Here is a 22,725-nt window from a genome sequence, read left to right as displayed (position 1 = left end):
GGTCAACATTCTGTAAAGCAGGAGCTGTGCCAGATACGAAAAAGCACCCAAAACCGACGGTTTTGAGTGCTTTTTGGTGGCTCGACTGAGGGGATCAGTCGCCGTTCAATTGCAGCGTTTTAAGTGTGCGACTGCGGACTTGCTTGAGCAACTCCGCATTGTCGATCAGCGACTGACCGTAGGAGGGAATCATCGCCGTCAGTTTGTCGCGCCAGGCCGGTTCAGCCAGGCGATCAGCAAAGCAGCGTTCAATGATGTTCACCATGGTTTGAGCCGCGGTCGACGCGCCGGGTGACGCCCCCAACAAGGCCGCCAGCGAGCCATCTTCGGTCGCAATCACTTCGGTTCCAAACTCCAGCTTGCCACCGGTTTTCGGGTCACGTTTGATGATCTGCACCCGCTGACCGGCAATCGCCAACTCCCAATCTTCATCACGCGCTTCGGGATAGAACTTGCGCAGCGCTTCGACACGAGACTTGTGCGACTGCAACACTTCGCTGATCAAGTACCGCGTCAAATCCATATTGGCCAGGCCCGCACGCAGCATGGGCCAGAGGTTGTTCAAGCGCACCGACTTGATTAAATCCAGGAAGGAACCGGCCTTGAGGAATTTGGTGGTAAAGCCGGCAAACGGCCCGAACAACAACGCTTTTTCGCCACTGATGATGCGGGTATCCAGGTGTGGCACCGACATCGGTGGTGCACCCAACGGCGCCTTGCCATACACCTTGGCGTGGTGCTTTTCGACCACTTCCGGCTTGCGACAGACCAGCCATTGGCCGCTGACGGGAAAGCCACCATAACCATGGCCTTCGCTAACACCCGACTTCTGCAACAACGGCAACGCACCGCCGCCAGCCCCCAGGAAGACAAAGCGACAGTCGACCGACTGATAGCCATTCGCGCCACTTTTCAGCGTAATGGCCCATGAGCCATCGGCTTTCTGGTTGAGGTCGGTCACTTCGGTATTCAGCTTTAATTCGAAGCCGTCCTGCGCTTCCAGGTTCTGCACCAACAAACGGGTCAATGCCCCAAAATCGACATCCGAACCATGACTCACCCGAGTTCCTGCTACTTTTTGGTGCGCGTCACGACCTTCCATGACCAGTGGCATCCACTGACTGAGCACGGCAGGGTCTTCGCTGTATTCCATCTCGGCGAACAACGGATGCGCTTTCAGTGTTTCATAGCGCTTACGCAAAAAGGCCACGTTGTCATCGCCCCAGACGAAGCTTTTATGAGGTGCGCGATTAATAAAGGCTTTGGAGTCTGGCAAGGCGCCGTTTTCAACCAGGTACGACCAAAATTGCAGGCTGACTTCGAAGGCTGAGTTGATGTTTAACGCCTTGGTGGTATCGATGCTGCCATCGGCCAACATGGGCGTGTAGTTCAGTTCGCAATAGGCAGCATGGCCGGTACCGGCATTATTCCAGCCATCGGTACTTTCCAGCGCAACGGCGCTGCCCTTTTCGATCATCAGAATGTTCAGGTTGGGATCGAGTTGTTTCAACAACATGCCCAGCGTGGCGCTCATAGCGCCAGCGCCTACCAGGACTACATCTGCTTTGATTGCGGTCATTACGGTCTCGCCCATGGCTGATAAAAGCGGAGATGAAGTGGGCCGGTGGCGATAGGCCATCCTTGAGCGGCCGTAGTGGAGTGTAGACTCCTGGGCCCGACTTCGTGATTCTGGACCGCCGGAGGATGCCGTTTTTAAAGCGAGTGTTTGCTAACCCGAAGCATCCGATTAATGGGCGATCGAGGCGCATTATACGGATTTTGTTATAGAAGTCTTGAATAAAAAGGGGTAAGACGCTCATCCATTTGGCTTATGGACGGCGGTCGATATTCAATCCAGATGTCGCCATTGGCGCGGCACACGGCTGGAAACTCGGGTCAGCAGTTCGTAGCCAACGGTGCCCATCTGCTGGGCAACTTCATCGACACTCAGATGCGCCCCCCAGAGCTCGGCGGACTCACCCAGCTGGACCTTTGGCAGGTCGGTCACATCGACCGTCAGCATGTCCATCGACACCTTGCCGGCCAACGGCACACGCTGACCACCCAGCCACACCGGCGTACCATCCGGTGCGTGACGGGGATAGCCATCACCGTAACCCATGGCGATGGTGGCGATCCGACTGGGGCGTTCCGCACGCCAGCGACCGCCGTAACCCACTCGATCGCCCGCGGGCACTTCTCGAATTGCAATCACCGGCGCGGTGACCGTCATAGCTGGCGCCAACCCCAAGTCAAGGCCGGTTTTATCAAAGCCGGGAGAGGCGCCATAAAGCATGATGCCCGGGCGCACCCAATCGCGATGACTTTGGGGCCAGGCTAAAATGCCCGCAGAATTGGCCAGACTGACCGGGGCGTTATCGATGCCTCGCTCGGCTCGTTCGAACGCAGCCAACTGCGCTTCAGTTGCCGTTGGATCGAGGTCATCAGCGGCGGCAAAATGACTGAGCAGACCCACCGGATGATCGCTCAGCGCGGATAACCGCTGCCAATATTCAGCCGCCACGTCCGGCGCCACGCCCAGACGGTGCATGCCGGTATCGACTTTGAGCCACAAGGGTTGCTGTTGCACCCGTGGGCCCAGTGATTCCAGCTGCGCCAATTGATCCGCTTGATGAACAACCGTTGCGCAATCCAATTCAATCGCCTGGCGCGCCTGTTCGATATCAACGGTGCCTTCGAGCAGAATCAGCGGTTTTTCAACACCGGCGTCGCGCAATTGCCGGGCTTCACCCAACGAGGCCAGTGCAAAGCCGTCGGCATCGCGCAACGCGCGCGCTGCGTCAATCGCACCGTGACCATAAGCATCGGCTTTAATCGCCGCCCAGATACGACTGTTCGGGGCCAGTTCGCGCACCCGCGCCAGGTTGGTTGTCAGGGCCTGGGCATGAATGGTGGCGCACGCTCCCCGGCTCATTCGGCCTGCCAGTCGCCGTATTGATCCGGCGCCAGGTTTTCGAATCGACTGTGCTTACCGATAAAGGCCAGGCGGCAGGTTCCGATAGGACCGTTACGCTGCTTACCGATGATGATTTCAGCGGTACCCTTATCTTTGGAATCTTCGTTATAAACTTCATCGCGGTAGATGAAGAGAATGATGTCGGCGTCCTGCTCGATCGCGCCGGATTCCCGCAAGTCGGAGTTAACCGGGCGCTTGTTGGGCCGCTGCTCCAAGCTACGGTTGAGCTGCGACAGCGCCACGATCGGGCATTCGAATTCTTTGGCGATGGCCTTGAGGGAGCGCGAGATTTCCGAAATCTCGTTGGTACGACCTTCGGTAAAGCCTTTGATTTTCATCAACTGCAGATAGTCGACCACGACCAGACCGACATCGCCATGCTCACGCACCAGCCGACGAATACGACTGCGCATCTCAGTGGGGCTGATGCCCGGCGTATCGTCGATAAACAGCTTGCGATCTTTAAGCAGGTTGACGGCCTTGGTCAGCTTGGGGAAGTCGTCATCGTGCAACTTGCCGGTCCGCACCCGGCCCATATCCAGGCGTCCCAGGGAGGCGATGGAACGGGTAATCAACTGGTCGGCAGGCATTTCCAGACTGAAGACCACCACCGGTTTTTCCTGGTTTAACGCCGCTTCTTCGACCATGTTCATGGCGAAGGTGGTTTTACCCATGGCCGGACGCGCCGCCAGAATCACCAGATCGCCGCTTTGCCAACCGGTGGTCATGCTGTCGAGGTCGGCAAATCCAGTGGAGACACCGGTCAGATCGCTGTCCGAATGCAATAACTCGTCGATGCGCTCCAACGCCCTGTCGACCAGCGGATTCACATGCACCAGACCGCCCTGATTCGGACGCTGCTCGGCAATCTGAAACACCTGGCGCTCCGCATCATCGAGCAGGGTTTCGGCATCCAGCCCGCGAGGATCGTACGCTTTAGAGGCAATGTCGTTGGCGACGCGAATCAGTCGGCGCAATACCGAACGCTCTTGCACGATCTTGGCGTACGCCAAGAGATTGGAAATCGATGGCGTGTTGTCGGCCAGATCGTTCAAATAAGCCATGCCGCCGACGGCTTCGAGCTGCTTTTCCGTCTCCAGCGCTTCGCCCAGCGTGATGACATCGAGCGGCTGAGTCTGATCCGACAGCTTCATCATCATGCGGAAAATCTGCCGGTGCTCGCCGCGGTGGAAATCATCCGGCATCAGTACTTCGGCAACACCGTCCCACTGACTGTTATCGATCATCAAAGCACCCAGCACCGACTGCTCCGCTTCCAGCGAATGCGGCGGCACGCGCAAATCGGCAACATCGTCGCCAGCGAACAGATCGTCTTCTAGGGCATCAGTCATGAGGTACGGCGGTATGGCTAAAGTGGGCGGTTATGGTAGCGGGTTGGGGGGAAAATTGGGAGACGCTTAACGGAAGACGGGAGACGCAAAGTGCGTTTGCTCCCTCACCGGTTTGGAAAACTCGGTGCCAATAAAAACGGGAGACGGGCAACACCTATTCGGCGTCTCCCGTCTCCCGTTCAGCGTCAAGCAATGGGCGCTAAGCGCCCATTAATCACGCCTCAGGCACCACAATAATGTGTACTTCAGCATCAACGTCCGGGTGTACCTGGATAGCGATGTTGTATTCGCCAGTGGCACGGATCGGACCTTCAGGCATACGCACTTCCGCTTTGCTGACTTCAACGCCAGCGGCGGTGATCAGATCAGCCACATCGCGCGGGCCGATAGAGCCGAACAGCTTGCCTTCGTCGCCCGCGTTAGCCGCAACGGTGACTTCAATTTCAGCCAGCTTCTCAGCGCGCTGCTGGGCTGCAGCCAGTTTCTCGGCTTCAGCTTTTTCCAGTTCAGCACGACGCTCTTCGAAGTACTTAATGTTGTCTTTGGTTGCCGGAACTGCCTTGCCCTGAGGCACCAGGTAGTTGCGGGCGTAACCGCCTTTGACATTTACGGTGTCACCCAGAACACCCATCTTGCCAACTTTCTCAAGCAGGATAACTTCCATCTCGCTTACCTCATTTATCGTCCTGATCCGGCTGTTGTGGCAGTCGTGCTCGAATATCGACAGCACCATCGGCCACGGCCACCAGGACCAGTAACGGTAACATGAACTGATTGACCAGGAAGGTGGCTAAATAAAAGGCCACCAACCATTGCCCACCCAATTTCAGTCTGGCCACTAAAGCGTGAACCAGCGCCACCCCGGCAAACACCAAGGGCAGCAATAACAACAACAGTGCCGCAGGCTGCAGCCACCAACTGACGATGATCGCACCCGTTAACAGCCATAACGGCCGTCCGCTGATGCGCAGGCGGTGTAACTCAGCGCGCAAGCCACCCGGGTTATAAAGCCCGGCTTGCCAATAACGCGCCAGCAGTACACACAACAGCGCTTCAAACACCTCAGCCGACATCACCAAAAAGGTGGCGTACGGCTTGATGGCTTCGAGCACCTGCCAGCCCATCTGCTGGGGATCGGGTGTCATCATGGCCTGTATCTGGCCAACGATGGCAGTAAACCGATCTGGCATCAGCTGCTGTCCCACCGTCGCCAGGCATAAACCCAGGACCGTTGCCGACAACAGCATGACTGACCAATCCTGAGAGCGGCGCAAGACCAGAGCCAAAATGGCGGTCATTGGCAGAACCAGAAGGGGCAGTATGACGCCCGTCAATTGCCAGCTCACCAGAGCACCAGCCAAAGCGGCCAGCAGCACTCGTGTGCCAGCGGTAGAACCGTGTCGCAATGCGACCAGCCCCACCAGTGCCGCGCTGAGTGCATAAAGCATCGGCAGCACGGCCAAACCTGCGGCGAGGACTCCTGCATTGAAGCGGCTTTTCATCGCATAGCGAGCAAAGCCCATCATAAGAGGAACCTCCCCTTACCCGACCAACTTACTGATGGCTGTCGGTGTAAGGCAGCAAAGCCAGGTAGCGAGCACGCTTAATCGCCGAAGACAGCTGGCGCTGATAGCGGGCACGGGTACCAGTGATCCGGCTCGGTACGATCTTGCCGGTTTCAGTGATGTAACCTTTCAGCAGGTCTACATCTTTGTAATCGATTTCCTTGATGCCTTCTGCGGTGAAACGGCAGAACTTACGGCGACGGAAAAAACGGGCCATAACAATGCTCCTTTAACTTAGGCTTCGTCAGCCTGCTCGGTGGATTGGTCGTCCAGGTCAACATCATCTTCTTCGACGTCGTCATCCTGTTCGGAGCGGGTGCGAGATACCGCTGCCTGAGCTTCGTCTTTCGCTTTCTTGGCTTCGACGCTCTTCATCATCGGAGACGCTTCAGTCACAGCGTCCTTACGGCGCATGATCATGTTGCGGATGATGGCATCGTTAAAGCGGAAGGTGCTCTTCAGATCGTCGATGACTTCGTTGTCAGCTTCGATGTTCAGCAGCACGTAGTGAGCCTTGTGAGCATTGTCGATCGGGAATGCCAGTTGACGGCGGCCCCAATCTTCCTGGCGGTGTACTTTGCCGCCTTTGTCGGTGATGACCGAGGTGTAGCGCTCGATCATAGCCGGCACTTGTTCAGACTGGTCAGGATGAACCAGCAGAACGATTTCGTAATGACGCATAGGATCTCCTTGCGGGTTATACAACCTTCCGAAGCCGAAGCCGCAGTAAGGTAAGGAGTTAACGCACAGCCGCCCTATCTATAGACGGGAAGCTGGCACAACTGCCCCGACAGTACGTCGGGAGGGCGCGGATAGTATAGAAAGCGACATCGATAATCAAGCGCTAAAGGCCGAGCGGCGGCGGTTCCGGCGATACTCAGGCTGCCTTGGAGGCATCGCTTAAATGCAGCACCTGACGGTAGTTGACCGCCTTAATGCCTTCTCGCAGCCAACGTTGCAGTGACGAGGCCATATAGTAGCGGTGATCGTGAGGGTGAATGGACAGCCTCAGCGCTCGCTGTGACGTAGCGAGACGGCGATTGAGTCCGTTCCAGAGTCGTAGGCTGGGTACTCGCCAGCGAGCATCGGCTTCGAATCCCGCCAGGGGCAAGGCGTGAAAGCGGCCGGTGAGGAGATCATGAAAACCGGCGGTGCTCTCCAGGTAATGAAATGGAAGATGTCGCCGCGCCGCTGCGGGGAGTTTCCCCAAAGCCCAGGCAGGCGGGACGTAGAGTTCAGGCGATTGGAAATCATTGTCAGTAAACCATTGATAGTTGCGCTGCAAAAGCTCAGTCAGTTCGGCTTCGCTCAGCGACAGATGTTCGGCCGCCTGCCGCGACACCAGAGTCGAGTGCAGGCGATGATAGAGCGTCGAGATTCGACGCACTTGATGCAGCCAGCCGTGTCCGGCCAGTTCGTAGCCTCGCTGTTGCCAACGACGCAATTGCGCCAGTTGCTGCGGCTGCCAATCCAGACCCGGCACCACCAGCAGCGTTAAATCGGCCGGGGCGATATCGGCCAGCCAGTTATTCAGCCACCACGCCACCTCATCGAGGGTGTCGGGCATAACGTCGTGCAGGCTGACAATGGCGGGCCGAGCTTTCATGCGTGCTCCGTAATAAAGTCCAACCACAGATCGAGGTTGGCCTGATTGTGCTGAACAACCGCCTGACGCGCCTGACGCGCTCGGGCAGCCACTTCAAATTCACTCAATGCCATGGCGCGCCTCAGCACAGCCGTGACGTCTTCATCGCCGCTTTTGACCACTAAGGTCTGCGCCAGTTCCTGCCAATCGGCAATGCCACAGGCATCACTGACCACAACCAAACGCTGACGCGCCATCGCCTCCAGCGCGATGGTGCCAAAGCTCTCCACATGACTAGGCAGAATCAACGCATCGTGCCCGTCCATGGCCGCCAGCAAACCTTCACGATCCAGCCAGCCGATGTAATCGACGTTGGGCAGCGCTTGCGCGGCCGCTTCAACCAGAGCCCGCTGAGGACCATCACCGGCAATGGCAAAATGCAATTGTGGCAACGCCCGGGCGGCATCCAGCAAGCCTTCCAGATTTTTTTCCGCCGCCAACCGGCCGGCGAACAACACCGAGCGCACCGCACTGGGTGCGCGCGGTGGTTCGCGCTGCAAAAACAGCGGACTGACCGGCGTGCCCATCAAGGCCGCTTGTGGCGCACCGATGCGCTCGGCAATGGCCACCATTTCTTCCGAATTGGCCAACACCACATCGGCGTTACGAAAAATCATCCGATTGCTGACTTCGAAATAACCCCGGGTCAACGAACCTTGCACTCGGTTCCAATACAACTCCGTCAGTTTTTCATACCAGGTATGAAAACCAACCACGACGCGCGCACCCAATTGGCGGGCATAACGCGCACCAAACATCCCAAACAAACCCGGCGTAGGAATCACCACCACATCCGGCGCAAACGCTTCCATCTGCTGGCGCAGTTGCAACAAATTGGGAATGCAGAATTTCTGCGTGGCGTCACCGGGCAAGGGCAGCATCCAACCGCCCTGCCACTGGCCGTCCACGATGGCTGGCGAAATGATGTCGATCTGCTCGACCCAAGGCCCCAAGTGATGCATCAAATCCTGATAGTAAGCACCCACGCCATTACGGTGTGGGGCGGCATCGGAAACGATCAGTACGCGACGCGGTGCGCTGTCGGCACTTCGATTGGGCTGCAATGCTAACGAAGTCTGATCACGCATTACGCCACCTCCTGCATCACACCGGCTTGAGCACAGCGTGCATCAAAGCGATGAGCGACTTGATCCCAGCGCACACTGAACGCCTGCTGCTGATACTGATGACCGCTGCGATACTGTTGCGCCTGCTCGACTTCTGCATCCAGCGCCTGTCGGTAGGCTGGCGTCATCGGCAAACCCAGGTCGTCCAGCAATTGACTGACCGTGCCATCCAGGTCGGCGGTTAACTGTTGCATCGGCACCAACTGGGCATCCGGGTTCTCGCTGCAAAATAAATCGATGTCGCGGTAGTAACCGGCCAGCATGCCGACAATGCGCTGCTCAAAGGCGGGCGTAAAACGCGGCCCATGAAACAGCTGCCAGCCCGGCAACAAAGAACTGAGCTGAGACGGTAAGGTTTTTTGCGCGGGCCGAATGCATAAGGCGAAGTCAGCATCGGGAAACTGCTGACGCAAGCTGGTCAGCCAGGAAGCGAATGAGGGGTTTTTGCACAAATAGCGACGCTGAGCGCCATGAAAGTAGAGGTGCTTTTGAATCATACGCCGGTAAAAGCGCATCAACGTCTGCTTGCGGCGGGTCGGCATGGCGGAATCGAACCGCACTAAGCGCCACAGCGACGCTTCTTCAGGGAACAGCACCACCACCAGGAAACAACCATTCACCGGCAGCAGCGACAGAAAATCCTCTTCTGGCTCTTGCAGGCCCAACTGATGAATCGCATCCATTTGCTTCAAGAAGGGTAAGCGGACTTTGCCAAACACCCGAGCCAGCGGGCTCAACACCCAGCCCAGCGCACGCACGATATAACGCTCGGTAATGCTGGGTGCGAACAGGCACTCCCAGGTACGCATCGACGTCAGTTCGTCGTGATGCGACAACACGCGATGCAGGTGCGTGGTACCGGAGCGCGGCACACCGGAAATAAAGACCGGTCGACGCACCTCAATTTGGCGATAGCGCCGAAAAAACAGCTCGTCACAGAGAAACCCGACCCAATGCACCACTTGCAACAACGTCAGAGCAGGCACGGCCAGCAAATACATCAACGCCCGCTTGGGCAGATGACGCCAGCCGCCATACGGCAGGTACTTCAATGTCCAGAGGCAAATTAACAGCCATTGTCCTAAGGCCAATTTAAAGCCGTGACCCATAGCGCTCCCCTTCTTAACCGGTGGATTGCTGGGAACGGTAGCGGCGCTCCATGTCATTTCCATGACAATACCGTCATGCGGCGGTCATCGTGCCATACCGACCGCCGCCTCGGCTAACTCACCCCTCCAACCGGCGCCACAAAGCCGCGATCTCCGTTTGCCACTGCGATTGTTTTTCCGGCTTCTGATGCTTGGGTTTGCGCGCCTGATCCTCGTGTAGCTGCTGCTCCAGCCACGCCAGACGGCTCAACAACGCGTCTTCGTCATCCATGTCGCCATTCGATTCGCGCTGGGGCAAATCGGTTGCAGGCTCTGCAGACGCTTCACCCGACTCCAACAAACGGTAGAACGGCTCTGGCCCGTCTACTTCCGTTAACTGCCCGTTGTGAATCCACCACCATCGAGTTGCCACCGCATCGAGAAAGGCGCGGTCGTGACTGGTCATTAAGACCGTCAGCTCACTGCCACACAGCGATTCAATCAACTCATCTCGACCGTCCAAGTCCAAATGGTTGGTCGGCTCATCCAGTATCAAAGCATTGGGGCGACGCAAGCGAAAATAGGCAAACATCAAGCGCGCCTTTTCACCCCCGCTGAGGGTGTTAACCGGTTGGTCAAAGCGCTCATAAGGCACGCCCGCATTCAGCAACGTTTGGCGAATGGCCTCATCCGGCCCATCTAACCGCTCGCGCAACCAGTCGAAGCGACCCTGTTTTATCTCCATTCGCTCCAGTAGCTGATCGTAGTAACCGAGCTGGACCCGCGGGTTCCAGCGAATATCTTCCAGGTCGGTATCAAGCGCGGTCATCATGCGTTTCAAGGTGGTCGACTTGCCGACACCATTGACACCCAATAAGGCAATTCGATCGCCAGGGCGTACCTTGAGAAACTCACAATGAATCGACCGGGACGAGTCGCCAGGCAACGCGATCTGCGCAGACTCAAGCACCACCACCTGGCGCGCCGACAAACCATCTTCGGGCAACGCCAAGGCCAGACCGGTGCCCTGACTGACAAAGGTCAGGTCCGACTTCAACCGCTCTACACGCTTTTCCATCGACTTGGCTTTGCGCGACAGGTCTTCGTTGTCATAGGTGTGCCCCCAGTGCGCCAAGCGCTTCGCAGAGGCCTGCAAGCGCGCCACTTCTTTTTCTTCCTGCGCCCGCCGCACCCGCGCTTGCTCATCGGCATCAGCCAAAGCCTGACGCGCGGCGTCAAAGGGTAAATCAAAACAATAGAGGCGTTGATCGCGCAGAAACCAGGTTTGGGTACACAGACTGTCCAACAGATAGCGATCGTGCGACACCATGACCCAGGGCACGGTTTGCGACTGCAACCAGCGGCGCAACAGCGTCAGGCTGAGAATGTCCAGGTGGTTGCCCGGCTCATCGAGCAGCAACACATCCGGTTCAATCAAAATAGCGCGCGCTAGCAACAGCAGATTCTGCTGGCCACCACTGAGCGAATCGACCAATTGGCCCATCTGCTCAATACGGAAACCCAGTTTGTGCAACTCGGCTTCGGCGCGAAAGGCCTCTTCCAATCTACGTGTTGCAGGAATGGCCGCTTCGGCAGCCGCGCGTAATGACAATGACAGCAGCTCAGCAGGAACGAACTGCTCTACCCGACCGATCACCAGATGACGTTGCACCTGGCGCCGCCCGGCATCAGGTTCGTAGGTTCCGGCCATCAAGGCCAACAGACTCGACTTACCCGAGCCATTGTGACCGACCAGACCAATGCGGTCACCGCTATTCACAACCAGTGATAAATCGGCAAAGAGGGGCTTGGCATCCAGACTCAGGGATACCTCGGAAAGCGATAATAAAGCGCTCATATCAACGTCCTAATAAAAAAGGCAACAAGGACGCCGAAGGGGTGTGAAAAAAAGCCGTTCGACGTCCGCTAGTTCGGAAAGGACGTCGGTGCAGCGCCCGAGGGGCACTGTGCGCGGCCGAGACGGCACAAGCACACAATCATGATGGGGCTCCTCTGTAGGCGGTGAATGGAAGGCAATCGTGTTAAGACAGTCTAACGAACCGAGAGGACGGCGCAACGCACAGCTTTTGCTGACTTCACCGCCTGTTCGCTAAACCCTTGAATTTTTTGGAAAAAAGAAAGGTAGGTATTGTTGACACCCCCGCAATTTTACGGATAATACGCGGCCGTTACGGAGGCTATGTAGCTCAGTTGGTTAGAGCACAGCATTCATAATGCTGGAGTCGCTGGTTCAAGTCCAGCCATAGCCACCATCCTCCTGGTGGGCCGTCGCCAAGCGGTAAGGCAACGGGTTTTGATCCCGTCATGCGCAGGTTCGAATCCTGCCGGCCCAGCCATTTTTATTCTCCGTGTTCTCCCTTTACGCCTGATTATTGGGCCGTCGCCAAGCGGTAAGGCAACGGGTTTTGATCCCGTCATGCGCAGGTTCGAATCCTGCCGGCCCAGCCACCTTCTCTTTCACCCAGCAGACCGTTATTGTCGGTTCAGCTCGATGCCGGAGAACTGTCATGCAAACCCAATCCCCTCACCTGATCAGCGCCCGTGAACTGAACGCTCACCTGAATAACAGCCAGACACTGGTTTTGCTCGATTGCCGTTTTGATTTAGCAGCACCCGACGCAGGCCAGGCCGAATACGATAACGGTCATATTCCCGGAGCGTTTTACGCCCACCTCGACCGCGATCTTTCTGCGCCGATCCAGCCCGGCATAACCGGCCGTCATCCACTGCCCGATCCGGCCAGCCTGCAAGCGCGCTTACGCGCCTGGGGTTTGTCCTTTGATACTCCGCTGGTGGTTTATGACAGTGGCGCTGGCCAATACGCAGCCCGCGCCTGGTGGCTGGCGCGCTGGGCTGGTCTCACTCAGGTTCGCCTCCTGGATGGTGGTTTGAGCGCCTGGCTGGAACAAGGTGGTGCCTTAGAGAGCCAAGCACCACCAACACCACCCAGCACAACGATGACCGTGTCGTGCCCGTCTGACTGGGTCATCGACGCCGACCAACTGCACCAGCAATTGAGCGACTTAACGCTTATCGACGCCCGCGCCGCACAACGCTACAGCGGTGAAACCGAACCCCTGGACGCCCGCGCCGGCCATATCCCGGGCGCCTACTGCGCCAACTTTGCCGACAATGTCGACGCCGAGGGGCACTTCCTGAATCGCGAGGCTTTAAAGCAACGTTTTGAACCACTGCCGGATTCCACCGACAAGGTTTGTTACTGTGGCTCAGGCGTCACGGCCTGTCACAATATCCTGGCCATGCTGCTGGCCGGCTTCCCCCAGCCGCAGCTCTATGCTGGCTCCTGGAGCCATTGGATCACTGACAGCCATCGCCCCATTGAAACCGGACTGACGAAGGAACCTCTCTAACCATGCCCGCCCGTCTACTGCTACTTTGTTTACTGACACTCTGTGCCGGCCCTGCACTGGCCCAGTCACACTTCAATATTCTGGTCTACCACCACGTCGCCGAAGACACACCGGCGAGTACGACGGTCAGCCCTGCCACTTTTCGCGAACACCTGGAATACCTGCGCGATAACAATCACCCGGTGATTGCACTGCAAGCCGCACTCGATGCGGTACGCAATGACGAAGCACTGCCCGACGGCGCAGTGGTCATCACCTTCGATGACGCCTTTAAAAACATTTACACCAACGCCTTTCCGTTGCTGCAGGAATTCGCAACCCCCTTCACCATCTTTGCCGCCACCGATCCCATCGATCAGGGCTTCAACGACATGCTCAGCTGGGATCAGCTGCGAGAAATGCAGGAATGGGGTGCAACCATCGCTAACCACAGTCGCGATCACGATTACATGGTTCGCCACACCCCTCGCGACAACGCCTGGCGCGAAGCCATGGCGACAAATATCCGCCACGCCCAGCAGCGTCTGGAAGACGAACTCGGTGACGACATCCCTCGCTGGTTTGCCTACCCTTATGGCGAGTACAGCGCGGGCTTAAAGTCGATTCTGCAAAACGAAAACTTCGTCGGTTTCGCGCAGCATTCTGGTGGTGTCTACAGCGGCAGCGACTTTCTTGCCCTGCCCCGCTTCGCGGCTGCTGGCAACTATGCCCGCCTGGAAACACTGAGCACCAAACTCAACAGCCACCCGATGCCGATCGATCTGTCGTCCATACCCGACATGCCCACCACCGAATCACAGCCGAGCATGACCATCCGGGTCGACGACACCTCAGACATGAGCCAAGCCCTGAACTGTTTTGTCGACAGCAGCTGGCAAGACGCGCAATGGATCGATGAACAGCAGTTCAAGCTAAGCGCTCCGGAACCGCTGGGCACTGGCAGACACCGTTTCAACTGCACCGCCCAGGCGCGCAGCGGCAACTTCTTTTATTGGTATTCCCAGCCTTGGTTAGTGCTTGAGGAATGAGCCTCAGTCACCCAACCAGCGACACAAAAAAACCGGCCTTTAGCCGGTTTTTTTATAACACTCGAAGCCCGCGTCAATCGGGGATTTCGTAGTCCAGTACTTCCACCCAATCATTGCTGTCGGGCAAACGCTCCCAAACGGTGCCGACCTCGGATTTCTCCAAGAGTTCGACAATGCTCGGGTCCAACCGCTCCATACAGTCGAGCGGCGCGACACAGGCGGCGTCTTCTTCCATTAAAAAATCGTCGGTTTCAAAACCACTGTAAAAACGAAAACCCGTATCGTTGGCATGCTGCGCTTCTTCTTTATAAAAGAAACGGATGGGCAACGGACGTTCGTTCAGAATCAAACTGGATGCCAGGCAGAGATAGCCACTGTGTTGGCTGGGACTGCTCTGAACGGTGCTGACCTGAGCTTGCATATAACAAACAACCTCGTAAACGCGGCGTGTATCGGTAGATCCAAAGGGCGGCGGATTATAAGCAAGCCAACTCAAAATGCATCCCGTTTGGGCCGACCAACCGGTCAGAAAATAACGGCACGTTTAGAATCAAGAAGTTATGAATGTAATTTTTTGTAACACCCTGAAAATCCCCAGCGTTGCCACTGGGGTTCTTCAAACTCAGGCCGACTGAGTTTCCTGGTTATCAAGCTCTACGGCATCGAAGATTTGCTCCAGAATGTCTGGAATGGCCGATTGCACACGGCTCCAACTCGGCATAAAGGGCGTCGCCATGGGGTTCTCCAAAAACTCCTGGCCGGCACTCATAACATTGCGGGCAAACAGTTCCACCGCCTCTTCTTCCGCGTGGCGGTCCAGCGACAGACCATTGAAGATGGCATCGTTGTAGTAGGTTTCGATGTAATCCAGCGCCACCCGGAAATAGGTCGCTTTGATGGTGCGGAAATGCTCTTCGGTAAACACAAGCCCCTGAGTCGCCAGCTTGCGGAAGATGGCCTTGGCGATATCGCGCGACATTTTTGACAACCCTTTGCGCGCATCTTCCGGGCTCAGCGGCTGATGTTTGTGGTCATACACCGAGGCGACATTGACTTGGCAGATACTGCGCGGGCTGTAATTGCGATGCAGCTCCGCCAACACGCCCACTTCCAGACCCCAGTCACTGGGAATGCGCAGATTACGCAGCACGTCAGTACGCAGACTGAATTCGCCGGACAGCGCGTAGCGGAAGGAATTCATGTATTCGAGGAACTCGTTTTCGCCTTTGACCATCTTCAACGCTCGCAACAGCGGCGATACCAACAGACGGCAAACACGGCCATTCATCTTATTGTCGGCAATGCGCGAGTAATAACCTTTGCAGAACTGATAACGGTAGGACGGATTGGCGACCGGATAAATCAATCGCGCCAGCATGCCGCGATCGTAGGTTTTGATGTCACAGTCGTGCATCGCCACCGCCTTAGCGCGGTTGGCCGCGAGGATGTAGCCGTAGCAATACCAGACGTTGCGGCCCTTACCCAATTCCGTCGGCGCCAGACCTTTGCTGGCCAGCAGCCGATCCACCGCCTGCAGACGCGGACCGTCATTCCACAGAATTCGAACCGGTTGCGGCAAGCGCCCAAAATATTCCTGAGCGTGACGAAACTGGTCGCGATCGGCCCGATCCAAGCCCACCACCACCTCATTTAAATAAGGCACCTGGCGCAACTCCTGGACAATATTCTCCAGCGCTGGCTGCTCCAATTCCGAATACAGCGACGGCAACACCAACGCCATCGGATTCTGATGCGAAAAGCCGATTAACTCCTTTTCCATGGATTCAACCGGCCGGTCAATCAGGTTATGCAGATTGGCAATCAGACCATTTTGAAAAAAATCGCTCATAACTAGGGCTCCTTGGGGATAAAACGATCAAGCAGGTCCAGCATCGTCCGATTCCAGCCAGCTGGGCCAGGCACGGGCGCGCGGATGACATCAACAACGGTTTCCGGTCGGGCAGTGCCATGCGCGGCGGGAATGCGCACAGCCAGGTCGGCGGCGGCGAGCATGGCGTCATCATTACCACCATCCCCCAAGGCCACACTACGCACCGTCCCAGTGCTACCCAACTGATTCAATAAGTGTTTTAAGGCAACGCCTTTATCCGCACCGTTGGCCAGGTGCATAAAACGACCGCCTTCCAGAAGCTCAATGCCTTCGGCGGCAATCGCTTCTTTAAAGGCATCACGTCCGGGAAAATGTTCGGGCCAGTACACCGGCAAGGCGCCTTCACGCTGGCGTGCCAGAGCCGCTTGGTCGAGCGATAAACCGGTCCAGTCAGCGATTGACTGGTCTTTGGCTTCGTGAAAACCAATCGCAGGCACGTTCAACTGGTCTCGCACCCGCTCAAAAACACGAATCAACTCTGCCAGCGGACGACCCAATGATTGCAACTGGGTCGGCGACTGACGGTCATCCACAATCACAGCGCCATTTTCACAACCGGCCAGCGGCGACAGGTAGGGAATTTCTTCGCGCAACGCCTGCCACTCCGCCCGGGTTTTGCTGGTGATCGCAATGACCGGTATTGAACGCTCTGCCAAAGCGCGCAAAGCCGGTTCTGCCGGTCGCCAATCGTAACTGTCGTGATCCAGCAAGGTGCCATCAAGATCGGTAAAGCAGGCCCAATTTGCAGTCATTTAGCAGGCTCCTTCCAGCGCGGCGCGCCGGGCCGTTGCTGATCGTCCAGCGGTACCACGACGTCGGCTTGCTCGCCTAACGTTGTTAAGCCATGGCGAGTCAAACGCTCGTAGTGCTGAATAAAACGGCGCAGCTGATTGTCATCCATAACGCCGCTGCCACCGCGACCTCGCAGTGCCTCTTCCTGACGCCGGCGCCAATCGAATACTTGCTCAAAACCCGGCGCTTTCAGCACGATCAGCGCATCCAAGGCGGCAAACAAATGCTGATAAGGCCCGGCCAACTGATCGTTCACATAGCGCCGCCAATCCCCATCGGGATCTTCATCGCGCTCCAGTGCATTGATCGGCTCGTCAAGTTCAGCCTCTGGTTGAGCGGTCATGGCCACGCACCAGCCTTCAAAAATGAGCATATCGGGCGGACTGCCCAAAACCGGCCACTCCGACATTGCACGGCGGTCATCGCGGGATTTATCAAAACGAGGCAGGGCTTTTGCACCAACGCCATGACGTACCCAGTGCAACAGCGTTTCACCCAAGGCCAAATCATGGGTTCCCGGTACGCCCCGTGTTGCCAATAAAGGATTGCGTTGCTTGGCCAATCGCTGGCGCTCGGCCAAAGGCAAATACAGATCGTCAATTGAGAGAATGGCAACCGACAGCCCCTGCTGCTCAAGATGCCACTTCAGCACCTCCGCCAGCGTCGACTTGCCCGATCCTTGCGTCCCCTGCACGCCCAATATTGTGGGTCGACGTTGCAGCAGCCAATCGGCCAATGGTTGATAGAACCGATCGCGATAGTCTGCCAACTCTGCCGGCAGTGATGACTGAGCTAGAAAAGTGGTAAAGGCGTCAGTATCAACCACAGCGATCACTCTCCTGAATTCAATGCATCCGACAGCTCGGTAGGAAGACACCATCTTCCGCCGAACCACAAACTACAATCAGGGTAGAGCAAAATACCGGCCAAGAGGACAGGCCGTGGGAAGGCTTTACTGCGCACCAATAAAGTGCGAATTGGAAGTGGCGCACCGAGGCGAGCAGATGCCCGCCCCGTTTTGGTGCGCGCGTAGATTAACCGCCGTTGCGTTCGCGCTTGAGCGCTTCAAACTGCTCTACCATGTCGTCCATGGCAGCAGAATCGTAGGGTTGCAAACCACTGACGATCAGCTTTTTCGAGCCGGTACCAACCACGTCACCGGCGGCGGTGATATTAAATTCGAAGTGCACATCCGCCCGCTTACCGTTGACTTCCAAGCTGGTACTAGCCAGTTCCAGCCCCGGATCTTCAATGTTCAGGTGGTTCAGTTCAAACGCCATGCTTTCGTAGATCACCAGCGGGCGCTTGGGGTTAAACATCACCCCATGCTGCTCCATCAACGGCACCATAATGAACGGGAAGTTGTGGCCCGAGAAAGCCACATAACGACGCGTTAACTGCTCAATTAACGCCGCGTCATGGCTGGTTTTGCCACCATGTTCCAAGTGCAGGTAGGCTTTACCATCCGTGTCCTGCACATCAATGACGCCTTCATCCACTTCAGGAAAGACCAACGGAACGTTATCGCCCACCATGCCGGAAAAACGCACTGACATGCGCTCGCTGACACCATATCGCTCCAATACCAGAGCAAACAATAAGTCGCCTGGCACGCAGAAGCGTTTGGCATCCGGGTTGTGAATGGGATTGAAATCGCCGGCCACATCCTTGGCAAAATTACTGGCCTGGTCAGCACTGATCAGGACATAACCGTTTTCTTTACGATGAAAAGGATCAAGAAACACGAAAATCGCTACCTATATGACACAGTTTGAGCATGTTCGCCTATTGTGACGACTGCCGTTGCACTATAAAGCATCTGGCTAGGAAAAGATTTGTGAACAAAGCTCACTGCCAAACCGTTAAAAACCCGGTTATCCAGCAATTCAGGACACAATCGACTCAACCGTCAGGGTTGGATTTTCCATGGGCAACAAATGTCTCTGTTGCGGTATATCGATAAATTCTGCGTCAGGCAACAGTCGCTGAAGCCGTTGCCAACTCGTTTGGGGCAAGAACAATGAAGGTCGCGCCCGAATAATTTTCACCGGCATGCGCAAACGCTTTAAATCCCGCCATACGGCATCCAGCCCCATATAGTTGGCCACTTCCCACTGCCGACTGAACGCCAGTCGAACCGCATTATCCGCCGGTTCGAGCAGACCATCCAACAACACCTCCAGCGCTTCATCCGGGACACAACGATACGCCCGGTGTGACCGGTAGAACTGCCAGGCTTCGGCACGATCCGCCCAGCATTGAGGCGAACTCAGAGTTGTATCTATCAATGGCAACCGCGCTTGAACCCTAGCAGGCAGGGTCTGGCTTAGAAAGGCCGTCCAGGTACTGAGCAACACCGGCTCGATCAACACCAGACTGCGAAACAAATCGGGCCTGGCGGCAGCTGCCATAACGGTGGTGGTTGCGCCCATCGAATGCCCCATGCCAACCACCGGCGCCGAGGCGGTTGCGTCCAGAAAGCGCACCAAATCATCGGCGTATTGGCGGCAGCGAATCCGATGCTTCGGCTGGCGGGGCTGGCCAGGCCATAGGGCACGGTTATCCAAGGCGGTCAGCGAATAATGCGTCGCCAGCGCCGTTAATAAAGAACGGTAAGCAGGAACCGGAAAACCATTAGCCGCGTAAAAGTGGGCTGGCGTCAGGGAAGTCGACGTGAATTGCCAGTAGGATGCGGCCTCTTTACCCAGAGCAACAGGCCGCTGCCGGGTATCCATTACACCAGATCAGCGGTCGTGGGCAGCGAAGGGAAAGCCCCCTGTTTGCCTACCGCGATGGAGCCGGCGCGTACGGCGCGAGCCAGGATGGCAGCCCAGTCAGGCTCTTGGTCATCACACAGCGATGCCACAATAACACCACAAAAAGCCCCGCCGGCTGCCGTTACGTCAACGACATCAACCACTGGCGGTTGTTCTGAGTACCGGCCGTGACGGGTCACCACCTCAGCTGGCTGGGCACCATCGGTAATAAACACCGCCTGAGCGCGGTGAGCAAAGGCCAAATCCAGCAATTGCTGTTCGGCTTCGCTCTCCCACAACAGCGACAGTTCGTGATGATTCACTTTAATCACGTCAGCGCGGGTCAACATCGCTTTGATGGGTTCACGATAATTGTTGCCACCTGGCCACAAACCCAAGCGCAAATTAACGTCAAAACTGATCAGGTTACCGGCGTCCAGGCAACGGTCGACAAATCCCAGATGCACCCGGCGGATATCCACTTCGGTCAGGGTGTTCGATGCGACATGTACCACCCCGGGTGCAAATTCAGTCGGACTGGGCAGTTTATGGGCAGGCAATACTAAATCTGCGCTGCCACTGCGATAAAACCGAAACTCCGGCCGACCCTGATCATCCAAGGATACCAGCGCCAATGGTGTCGGTGCATCGGTTGAACGCAGATAACGCGTGTCGACACCATAATGCGCCAGCGCCTGTTTCAGATAGGGGCCGAACTGATCCCGCCCAACTTGACCAATAAAGTGGCTTTTTACACCCAAACGCGCCGCTGCCACAGCCACATTAGCCGGAGCACCTCCGGGGTAAAATAAGGCGCCGGGAATGGCCAGCCCATCTTCCTCAATGCCCTGCTGATGCAACGCATCGACGAGCAGTTCACCAAAGGCGTATAACGGCTTCATTCACATTCCTTAATTACAACCGGCAGCGGGGCTTGAATTGTCGCATCCTGCCTGAAAACTGTCGATCTCACAGCAAACAGTGAGTAAGGAATACCCTGCTAACGCAGCCCTAAAATTCCACCGTCTTTATAACCATATTGCAAAAGCAGCCGGCCATGGCCATAGTCGTGACCTTTTAGCGGTGAGCCCTATGGAATTTGTGCTGATAGCCGCCGTCACCCTGGTCGTTTTGATCATGGTGGCCGATTTATTACGCTTAGTGAGGCATCGATGGGTGGCGAGAATCCATTTAAGAAAACGCACTCGCCGCCGATGAGCTATATTAGATAACCGTCTTCGCACCATAAATAAGACGATAAAGTGGCGTCCCGTAGGGGACTCGAACCCCTGTTACCGCCGTGAAAGGGCGGTGTCCTAGGCCACTAGACGAACGGGACGTTGCTAGAGAGCGGCGCACTTTAAGGACGCCCTTTTTAACTGTCAAGCCCACTCTTTGGGGGCTCGGCGACAACTGGTTTTTTGCAGTACACTGAAATGGTGTACGAAAGGAGCAAATCGTTCCTTTCACTTAAACGGAATGGTTCATGGGCATTGATATCAAGGTTTTGCTCTCCATAGCGGCGGTCATTATGGTCGTTGTGATGCTGGTGGCCATGATGATTACCCAGGGCCGCCATCGCCACCAGGCTGCGGTACGCGAGCAACTGCAAAACCTCAACACCCAGTTTCGTAAACTCAACAATGTTTTGCGCAGCCTGCCTGAAGGTTATCTGTCAGCGGAATTACGCGACTTTATTTATCAGGCATTGCTTCAAAACCTGCGCGCCCAGGTGAAACTAAAACCCGATCAGGAAAAATACCTAATCAGCGATTATGAACAACTGACGACCGAACGCGCCCAGGCCAAACTGAACCCGCCGAAAGCAACCATGCCGAGTCTGTCACCTGAAGAAATCAATCTGCATCGACACACACTCAAGGCGTTGTTTCTGTTTATCAAACGCAACTATGAAACCGGCCACATGGACAAAGCAGCGGCGGAGAAAATGCTGGCACAGGTGGAAATCAAGCTGGTTGAAACCGCCGTCCGCTTCTTCAATTCTCGCGGCGATCAGTGCCTGAAAAATAAAAGCTATCAGGAAGCGTGCCGGGCTTATCAGAAAGGCATGGATACGATCACCGCCTCTCGCCACGCCAGCGCGTTTAAACAAGAAGAAATGGCCATGCGCACTCAGTTGAACAGCGCCAAACAGGAATGGCAGGAGCACCGCAAACAGATGTCGTCCACTCAGGCCGAAAAACTGGCGGAAGACATGGAATCGATGGTGGAAGATCAGGACAGCTGGAAGAAAAAGAACGTCTACGATTAACGCCAGACCGAGTCCGCCCGTTTCATAACGGACCCGACCTGACACAGAGCCCGTCAGTTACTCATATTGCGTGGCTGCAGCCTGAACTCCATCGGTGTCTGCAACTGCAACTGCCCCATCCTTTGCGTCGTCAAACGATAGCGACCACAGGTACCGCTCTCGCCCTGACACTCCCCCAGATTGACAATCTCACCCTCAGGTTGGGCTTCGAGAATGCGATGATCATCGGTAATGCAGATCATCTTGCCCGGCGTTAGTACCGCATCCGCCTGATCGAGACTGATTTGAACCGATAACAGGCAGTATTCCGGTAAGGGTTCGCTCATAGACCCTTCAGGGCTACCCGCATCCTGTGGATGAACCGTCACTGTCGTGGTTTCAGTCAGTGTTAGATCGGCCAGTGGCAACAACTGCAACTGCGCTTCTGGCTGGACAGTAAGTACGACATCCTCGGCCAGAACCGGGGCGGAAACAGCAAAAAACAAGACACTCAGAATCAGACCCAGGCGGGTTTTCATAACGGACCTCAACTGACTAAACGATAAAACCAGCGGCAGTTTACCAGAACTCGCAGGCAGTTCCCTTGCCATTTCGGAATCAACCGGTACACAATGCGATCCATCTCCTGAACAGCGCAACCTTATACCACCATGAACAAGCGTCTGATCATCTTCCTGCTGGCGGTCGTGGCCTTTGTGGCGGCGCTGGTCTATTTTGAACAACAGCGGCAGGATCCGTGGAATTCGCCGGTTTTTTTCAGTGAACTGACAAAACCATCGATTCTCGACCACCTGCAGCCGGCTTCTGGCCACCTGCCCAGCGGCGCAGTCTGATTCGCGT

General features: G+C 56.2%; 23 protein-coding genes and 4 tRNA genes. 7 read left to right on the top strand and 20 right to left on the bottom strand.

Annotation, left to right across the window (positions count from 1 at the left end):
• Positions 1–94: 94 nt before the first annotated feature.
• From mqo to BGP77_RS11075, 11 genes are all read right to left on the bottom strand, one after another.
• Complete coding sequence (mqo, locus tag BGP77_RS11125; protein WP_108165954.1) at positions 95–1,579, bottom strand: malate dehydrogenase (quinone); 1,485 nt, start codon at positions 1,577–1,579, stop codon at positions 95–97.
• Between the two features lie 270 nt (positions 1,580–1,849).
• Positions 1,850–2,935 carry an alanine racemase gene (alr, locus tag BGP77_RS11120; RefSeq protein WP_108164809.1) on the bottom strand — a complete coding sequence of 362 codons (1,086 nt, stop codon included), beginning with the start codon at positions 2,933–2,935 and terminating at the stop codon, positions 1,850–1,852.
• The gene (gene dnaB, locus BGP77_RS11115; RefSeq protein WP_108164808.1) at positions 2,932–4,329 is read right to left on the bottom strand and encodes a replicative DNA helicase; all 1,398 of its coding nucleotides are present in this window, start codon (positions 4,327–4,329) and stop codon (positions 2,932–2,934) included. Before dnaB ends, alr begins: the two co-directional genes overlap by 4 nt.
• Before the next feature lie 214 nt (positions 4,330–4,543).
• On the bottom strand, positions 4,544–4,993 hold the full coding sequence (rplI, locus tag BGP77_RS11110) for a 50S ribosomal protein L9 (RefSeq protein WP_108164807.1): 450 nt from the start codon (positions 4,991–4,993) through the stop codon (positions 4,544–4,546).
• 10 nt (positions 4,994–5,003) lie between these two features.
• Positions 5,004–5,855: a hypothetical protein gene (locus BGP77_RS11105; RefSeq protein WP_108164806.1), complete on the bottom strand. Its 852-nt coding sequence runs from the start codon at positions 5,853–5,855 to the stop codon at positions 5,004–5,006.
• 28 nt (positions 5,856–5,883) lie between these two features.
• On the bottom strand, positions 5,884–6,111 hold the full coding sequence (rpsR, locus tag BGP77_RS11100) for a 30S ribosomal protein S18 (protein ID WP_108125226.1): 228 nt from the start codon (positions 6,109–6,111) through the stop codon (positions 5,884–5,886).
• A 17-nt stretch (positions 6,112–6,128) separates the two neighbouring features.
• Positions 6,129–6,575, bottom strand: coding sequence for a 30S ribosomal protein S6 (gene rpsF / locus BGP77_RS11095; RefSeq protein WP_108164805.1), 447 nt, complete (start codon positions 6,573–6,575; stop codon positions 6,129–6,131).
• A 196-nt stretch (positions 6,576–6,771) separates the two neighbouring features.
• On the bottom strand, positions 6,772–7,500 hold the full coding sequence (locus BGP77_RS11090) for a DUF2334 domain-containing protein (RefSeq protein WP_108164804.1): 729 nt from the start codon (positions 7,498–7,500) through the stop codon (positions 6,772–6,774).
• Complete coding sequence (locus BGP77_RS11085; protein WP_108164803.1) at positions 7,497–8,627, bottom strand: glycosyltransferase; 1,131 nt, start codon at positions 8,625–8,627, stop codon at positions 7,497–7,499. Before BGP77_RS11085 ends, BGP77_RS11090 begins: the two co-directional genes overlap by 4 nt.
• Complete coding sequence (locus tag BGP77_RS11080) at positions 8,627–9,838, bottom strand: sulfotransferase (protein ID WP_108164802.1); 1,212 nt, start codon at positions 9,836–9,838, stop codon at positions 8,627–8,629. Before BGP77_RS11080 ends, BGP77_RS11085 begins: the two co-directional genes overlap by 1 nt.
• 55 nt (positions 9,839–9,893) lie before the next feature.
• The gene (locus BGP77_RS11075; protein WP_108164801.1) at positions 9,894–11,612 is read right to left on the bottom strand and encodes an ABC-F family ATP-binding cassette domain-containing protein; all 1,719 of its coding nucleotides are present in this window, start codon (positions 11,610–11,612) and stop codon (positions 9,894–9,896) included.
• A 338-nt stretch (positions 11,613–11,950) separates the two neighbouring features.
• On the opposite strand from BGP77_RS11075, the gene BGP77_RS11070 reads away from it, so the two are divergent.
• From BGP77_RS11070 to BGP77_RS11050, 5 genes are all read left to right on the top strand, one after another.
• Positions 11,951–12,027: transfer RNA gene (locus tag BGP77_RS11070), tRNA-Met, on the top strand.
• Between the two features lie 9 nt (positions 12,028–12,036).
• Positions 12,037–12,111 (top strand) — tRNA-Gln (locus tag BGP77_RS11065).
• 37 nt (positions 12,112–12,148) lie between these two features.
• Positions 12,149–12,223 (top strand) — tRNA-Gln (locus BGP77_RS11060).
• 59 nt (positions 12,224–12,282) lie between these two features.
• A complete protein-coding gene (locus BGP77_RS11055; RefSeq protein ID WP_108164800.1) occupies positions 12,283–13,146 on the top strand; it encodes a sulfurtransferase in 864 nt (287 codons plus the stop codon).
• A gap of 2 nt (positions 13,147–13,148) precedes the next feature.
• On the top strand, positions 13,149–14,174 hold the full coding sequence (locus tag BGP77_RS11050; RefSeq protein ID WP_108164799.1) for a polysaccharide deacetylase family protein: 1,026 nt from the start codon (positions 13,149–13,151) through the stop codon (positions 14,172–14,174).
• Between the two features lie 73 nt (positions 14,175–14,247).
• Here BGP77_RS11050 and BGP77_RS11045 read toward each other — a convergent pair whose 3' ends face one another.
• The 8 genes from BGP77_RS11045 to BGP77_RS11010 all read right to left on the bottom strand — a co-directional run bounded on the left by BGP77_RS11045 (position 14,248) and on the right by BGP77_RS11010 (position 20,952).
• Positions 14,248–14,595 (bottom strand): DUF2185 domain-containing protein, encoded by a 348-nt coding sequence (locus BGP77_RS11045; RefSeq protein WP_108164798.1) that lies wholly within the window; start codon positions 14,593–14,595, stop codon positions 14,248–14,250.
• A 201-nt stretch (positions 14,596–14,796) separates the two neighbouring features.
• Positions 14,797–16,023 (bottom strand): glycosyl transferase, encoded by a 1,227-nt coding sequence (locus tag BGP77_RS11040; protein ID WP_108164797.1) that lies wholly within the window; start codon positions 16,021–16,023, stop codon positions 14,797–14,799.
• A 2-nt stretch (positions 16,024–16,025) separates the two neighbouring features.
• Positions 16,026–16,817: a mannosyl-3-phosphoglycerate phosphatase gene (locus BGP77_RS11035; RefSeq protein WP_108164796.1), complete on the bottom strand. Its 792-nt coding sequence runs from the start codon at positions 16,815–16,817 to the stop codon at positions 16,026–16,028.
• Entirely contained in the window at positions 16,814–17,683 is an 870-nt protein-coding gene (locus BGP77_RS11030) for a hypothetical protein (RefSeq protein ID WP_199224264.1), read from the bottom strand. Before BGP77_RS11030 ends, BGP77_RS11035 begins: the two co-directional genes overlap by 4 nt.
• A gap of 208 nt (positions 17,684–17,891) precedes the next feature.
• Complete coding sequence (locus BGP77_RS11025; RefSeq protein WP_108164794.1) at positions 17,892–18,602, bottom strand: DUF3581 domain-containing protein; 711 nt, start codon at positions 18,600–18,602, stop codon at positions 17,892–17,894.
• A gap of 141 nt (positions 18,603–18,743) precedes the next feature.
• The gene (locus BGP77_RS11020; RefSeq protein WP_108164793.1) at positions 18,744–19,592 is read right to left on the bottom strand and encodes an alpha/beta fold hydrolase; all 849 of its coding nucleotides are present in this window, start codon (positions 19,590–19,592) and stop codon (positions 18,744–18,746) included.
• Positions 19,592–20,515, bottom strand: coding sequence for a PfkB family carbohydrate kinase (locus BGP77_RS11015; RefSeq protein ID WP_108164791.1), 924 nt, complete (start codon positions 20,513–20,515; stop codon positions 19,592–19,594). Before BGP77_RS11015 ends, BGP77_RS11020 begins: the two co-directional genes overlap by 1 nt.
• A 361-nt stretch (positions 20,516–20,876) precedes the next feature.
• Positions 20,877–20,952: transfer RNA gene (locus BGP77_RS11010), tRNA-Glu, on the bottom strand.
• Positions 20,953–21,099: 147 nt separating this feature from the next.
• Between BGP77_RS11010 and BGP77_RS11005 the strand changes: the two genes are divergently transcribed.
• Positions 21,100–21,885 (top strand): hypothetical protein, encoded by a 786-nt coding sequence (locus BGP77_RS11005; RefSeq protein WP_108164790.1) that lies wholly within the window; start codon positions 21,100–21,102, stop codon positions 21,883–21,885.
• A 53-nt stretch (positions 21,886–21,938) separates the two neighbouring features.
• On the opposite strand, the gene BGP77_RS11000 is transcribed toward BGP77_RS11005, so the two are convergent.
• Complete coding sequence (locus BGP77_RS11000) at positions 21,939–22,403, bottom strand: hypothetical protein (RefSeq protein WP_108164788.1); 465 nt, start codon at positions 22,401–22,403, stop codon at positions 21,939–21,941.
• Positions 22,404–22,535: 132 nt separating this feature from the next.
• On the opposite strand from BGP77_RS11000, the gene BGP77_RS10995 reads away from it, so the two are divergent.
• Positions 22,536–22,718: a hypothetical protein gene (locus tag BGP77_RS10995; RefSeq protein WP_108164787.1), complete on the top strand. Its 183-nt coding sequence runs from the start codon at positions 22,536–22,538 to the stop codon at positions 22,716–22,718.
• The last annotated feature ends 7 nt before the right edge of the window (positions 22,719–22,725 follow it).

It is taken from the genome of Saccharospirillum sp. MSK14-1 (assembly GCF_003054965.1).
Classification (GTDB): domain Bacteria; phylum Pseudomonadota; class Gammaproteobacteria; order Pseudomonadales; family Natronospirillaceae; genus Saccharospirillum.
This window is presented reverse-complemented; position numbering and strand designations above follow the sequence as displayed.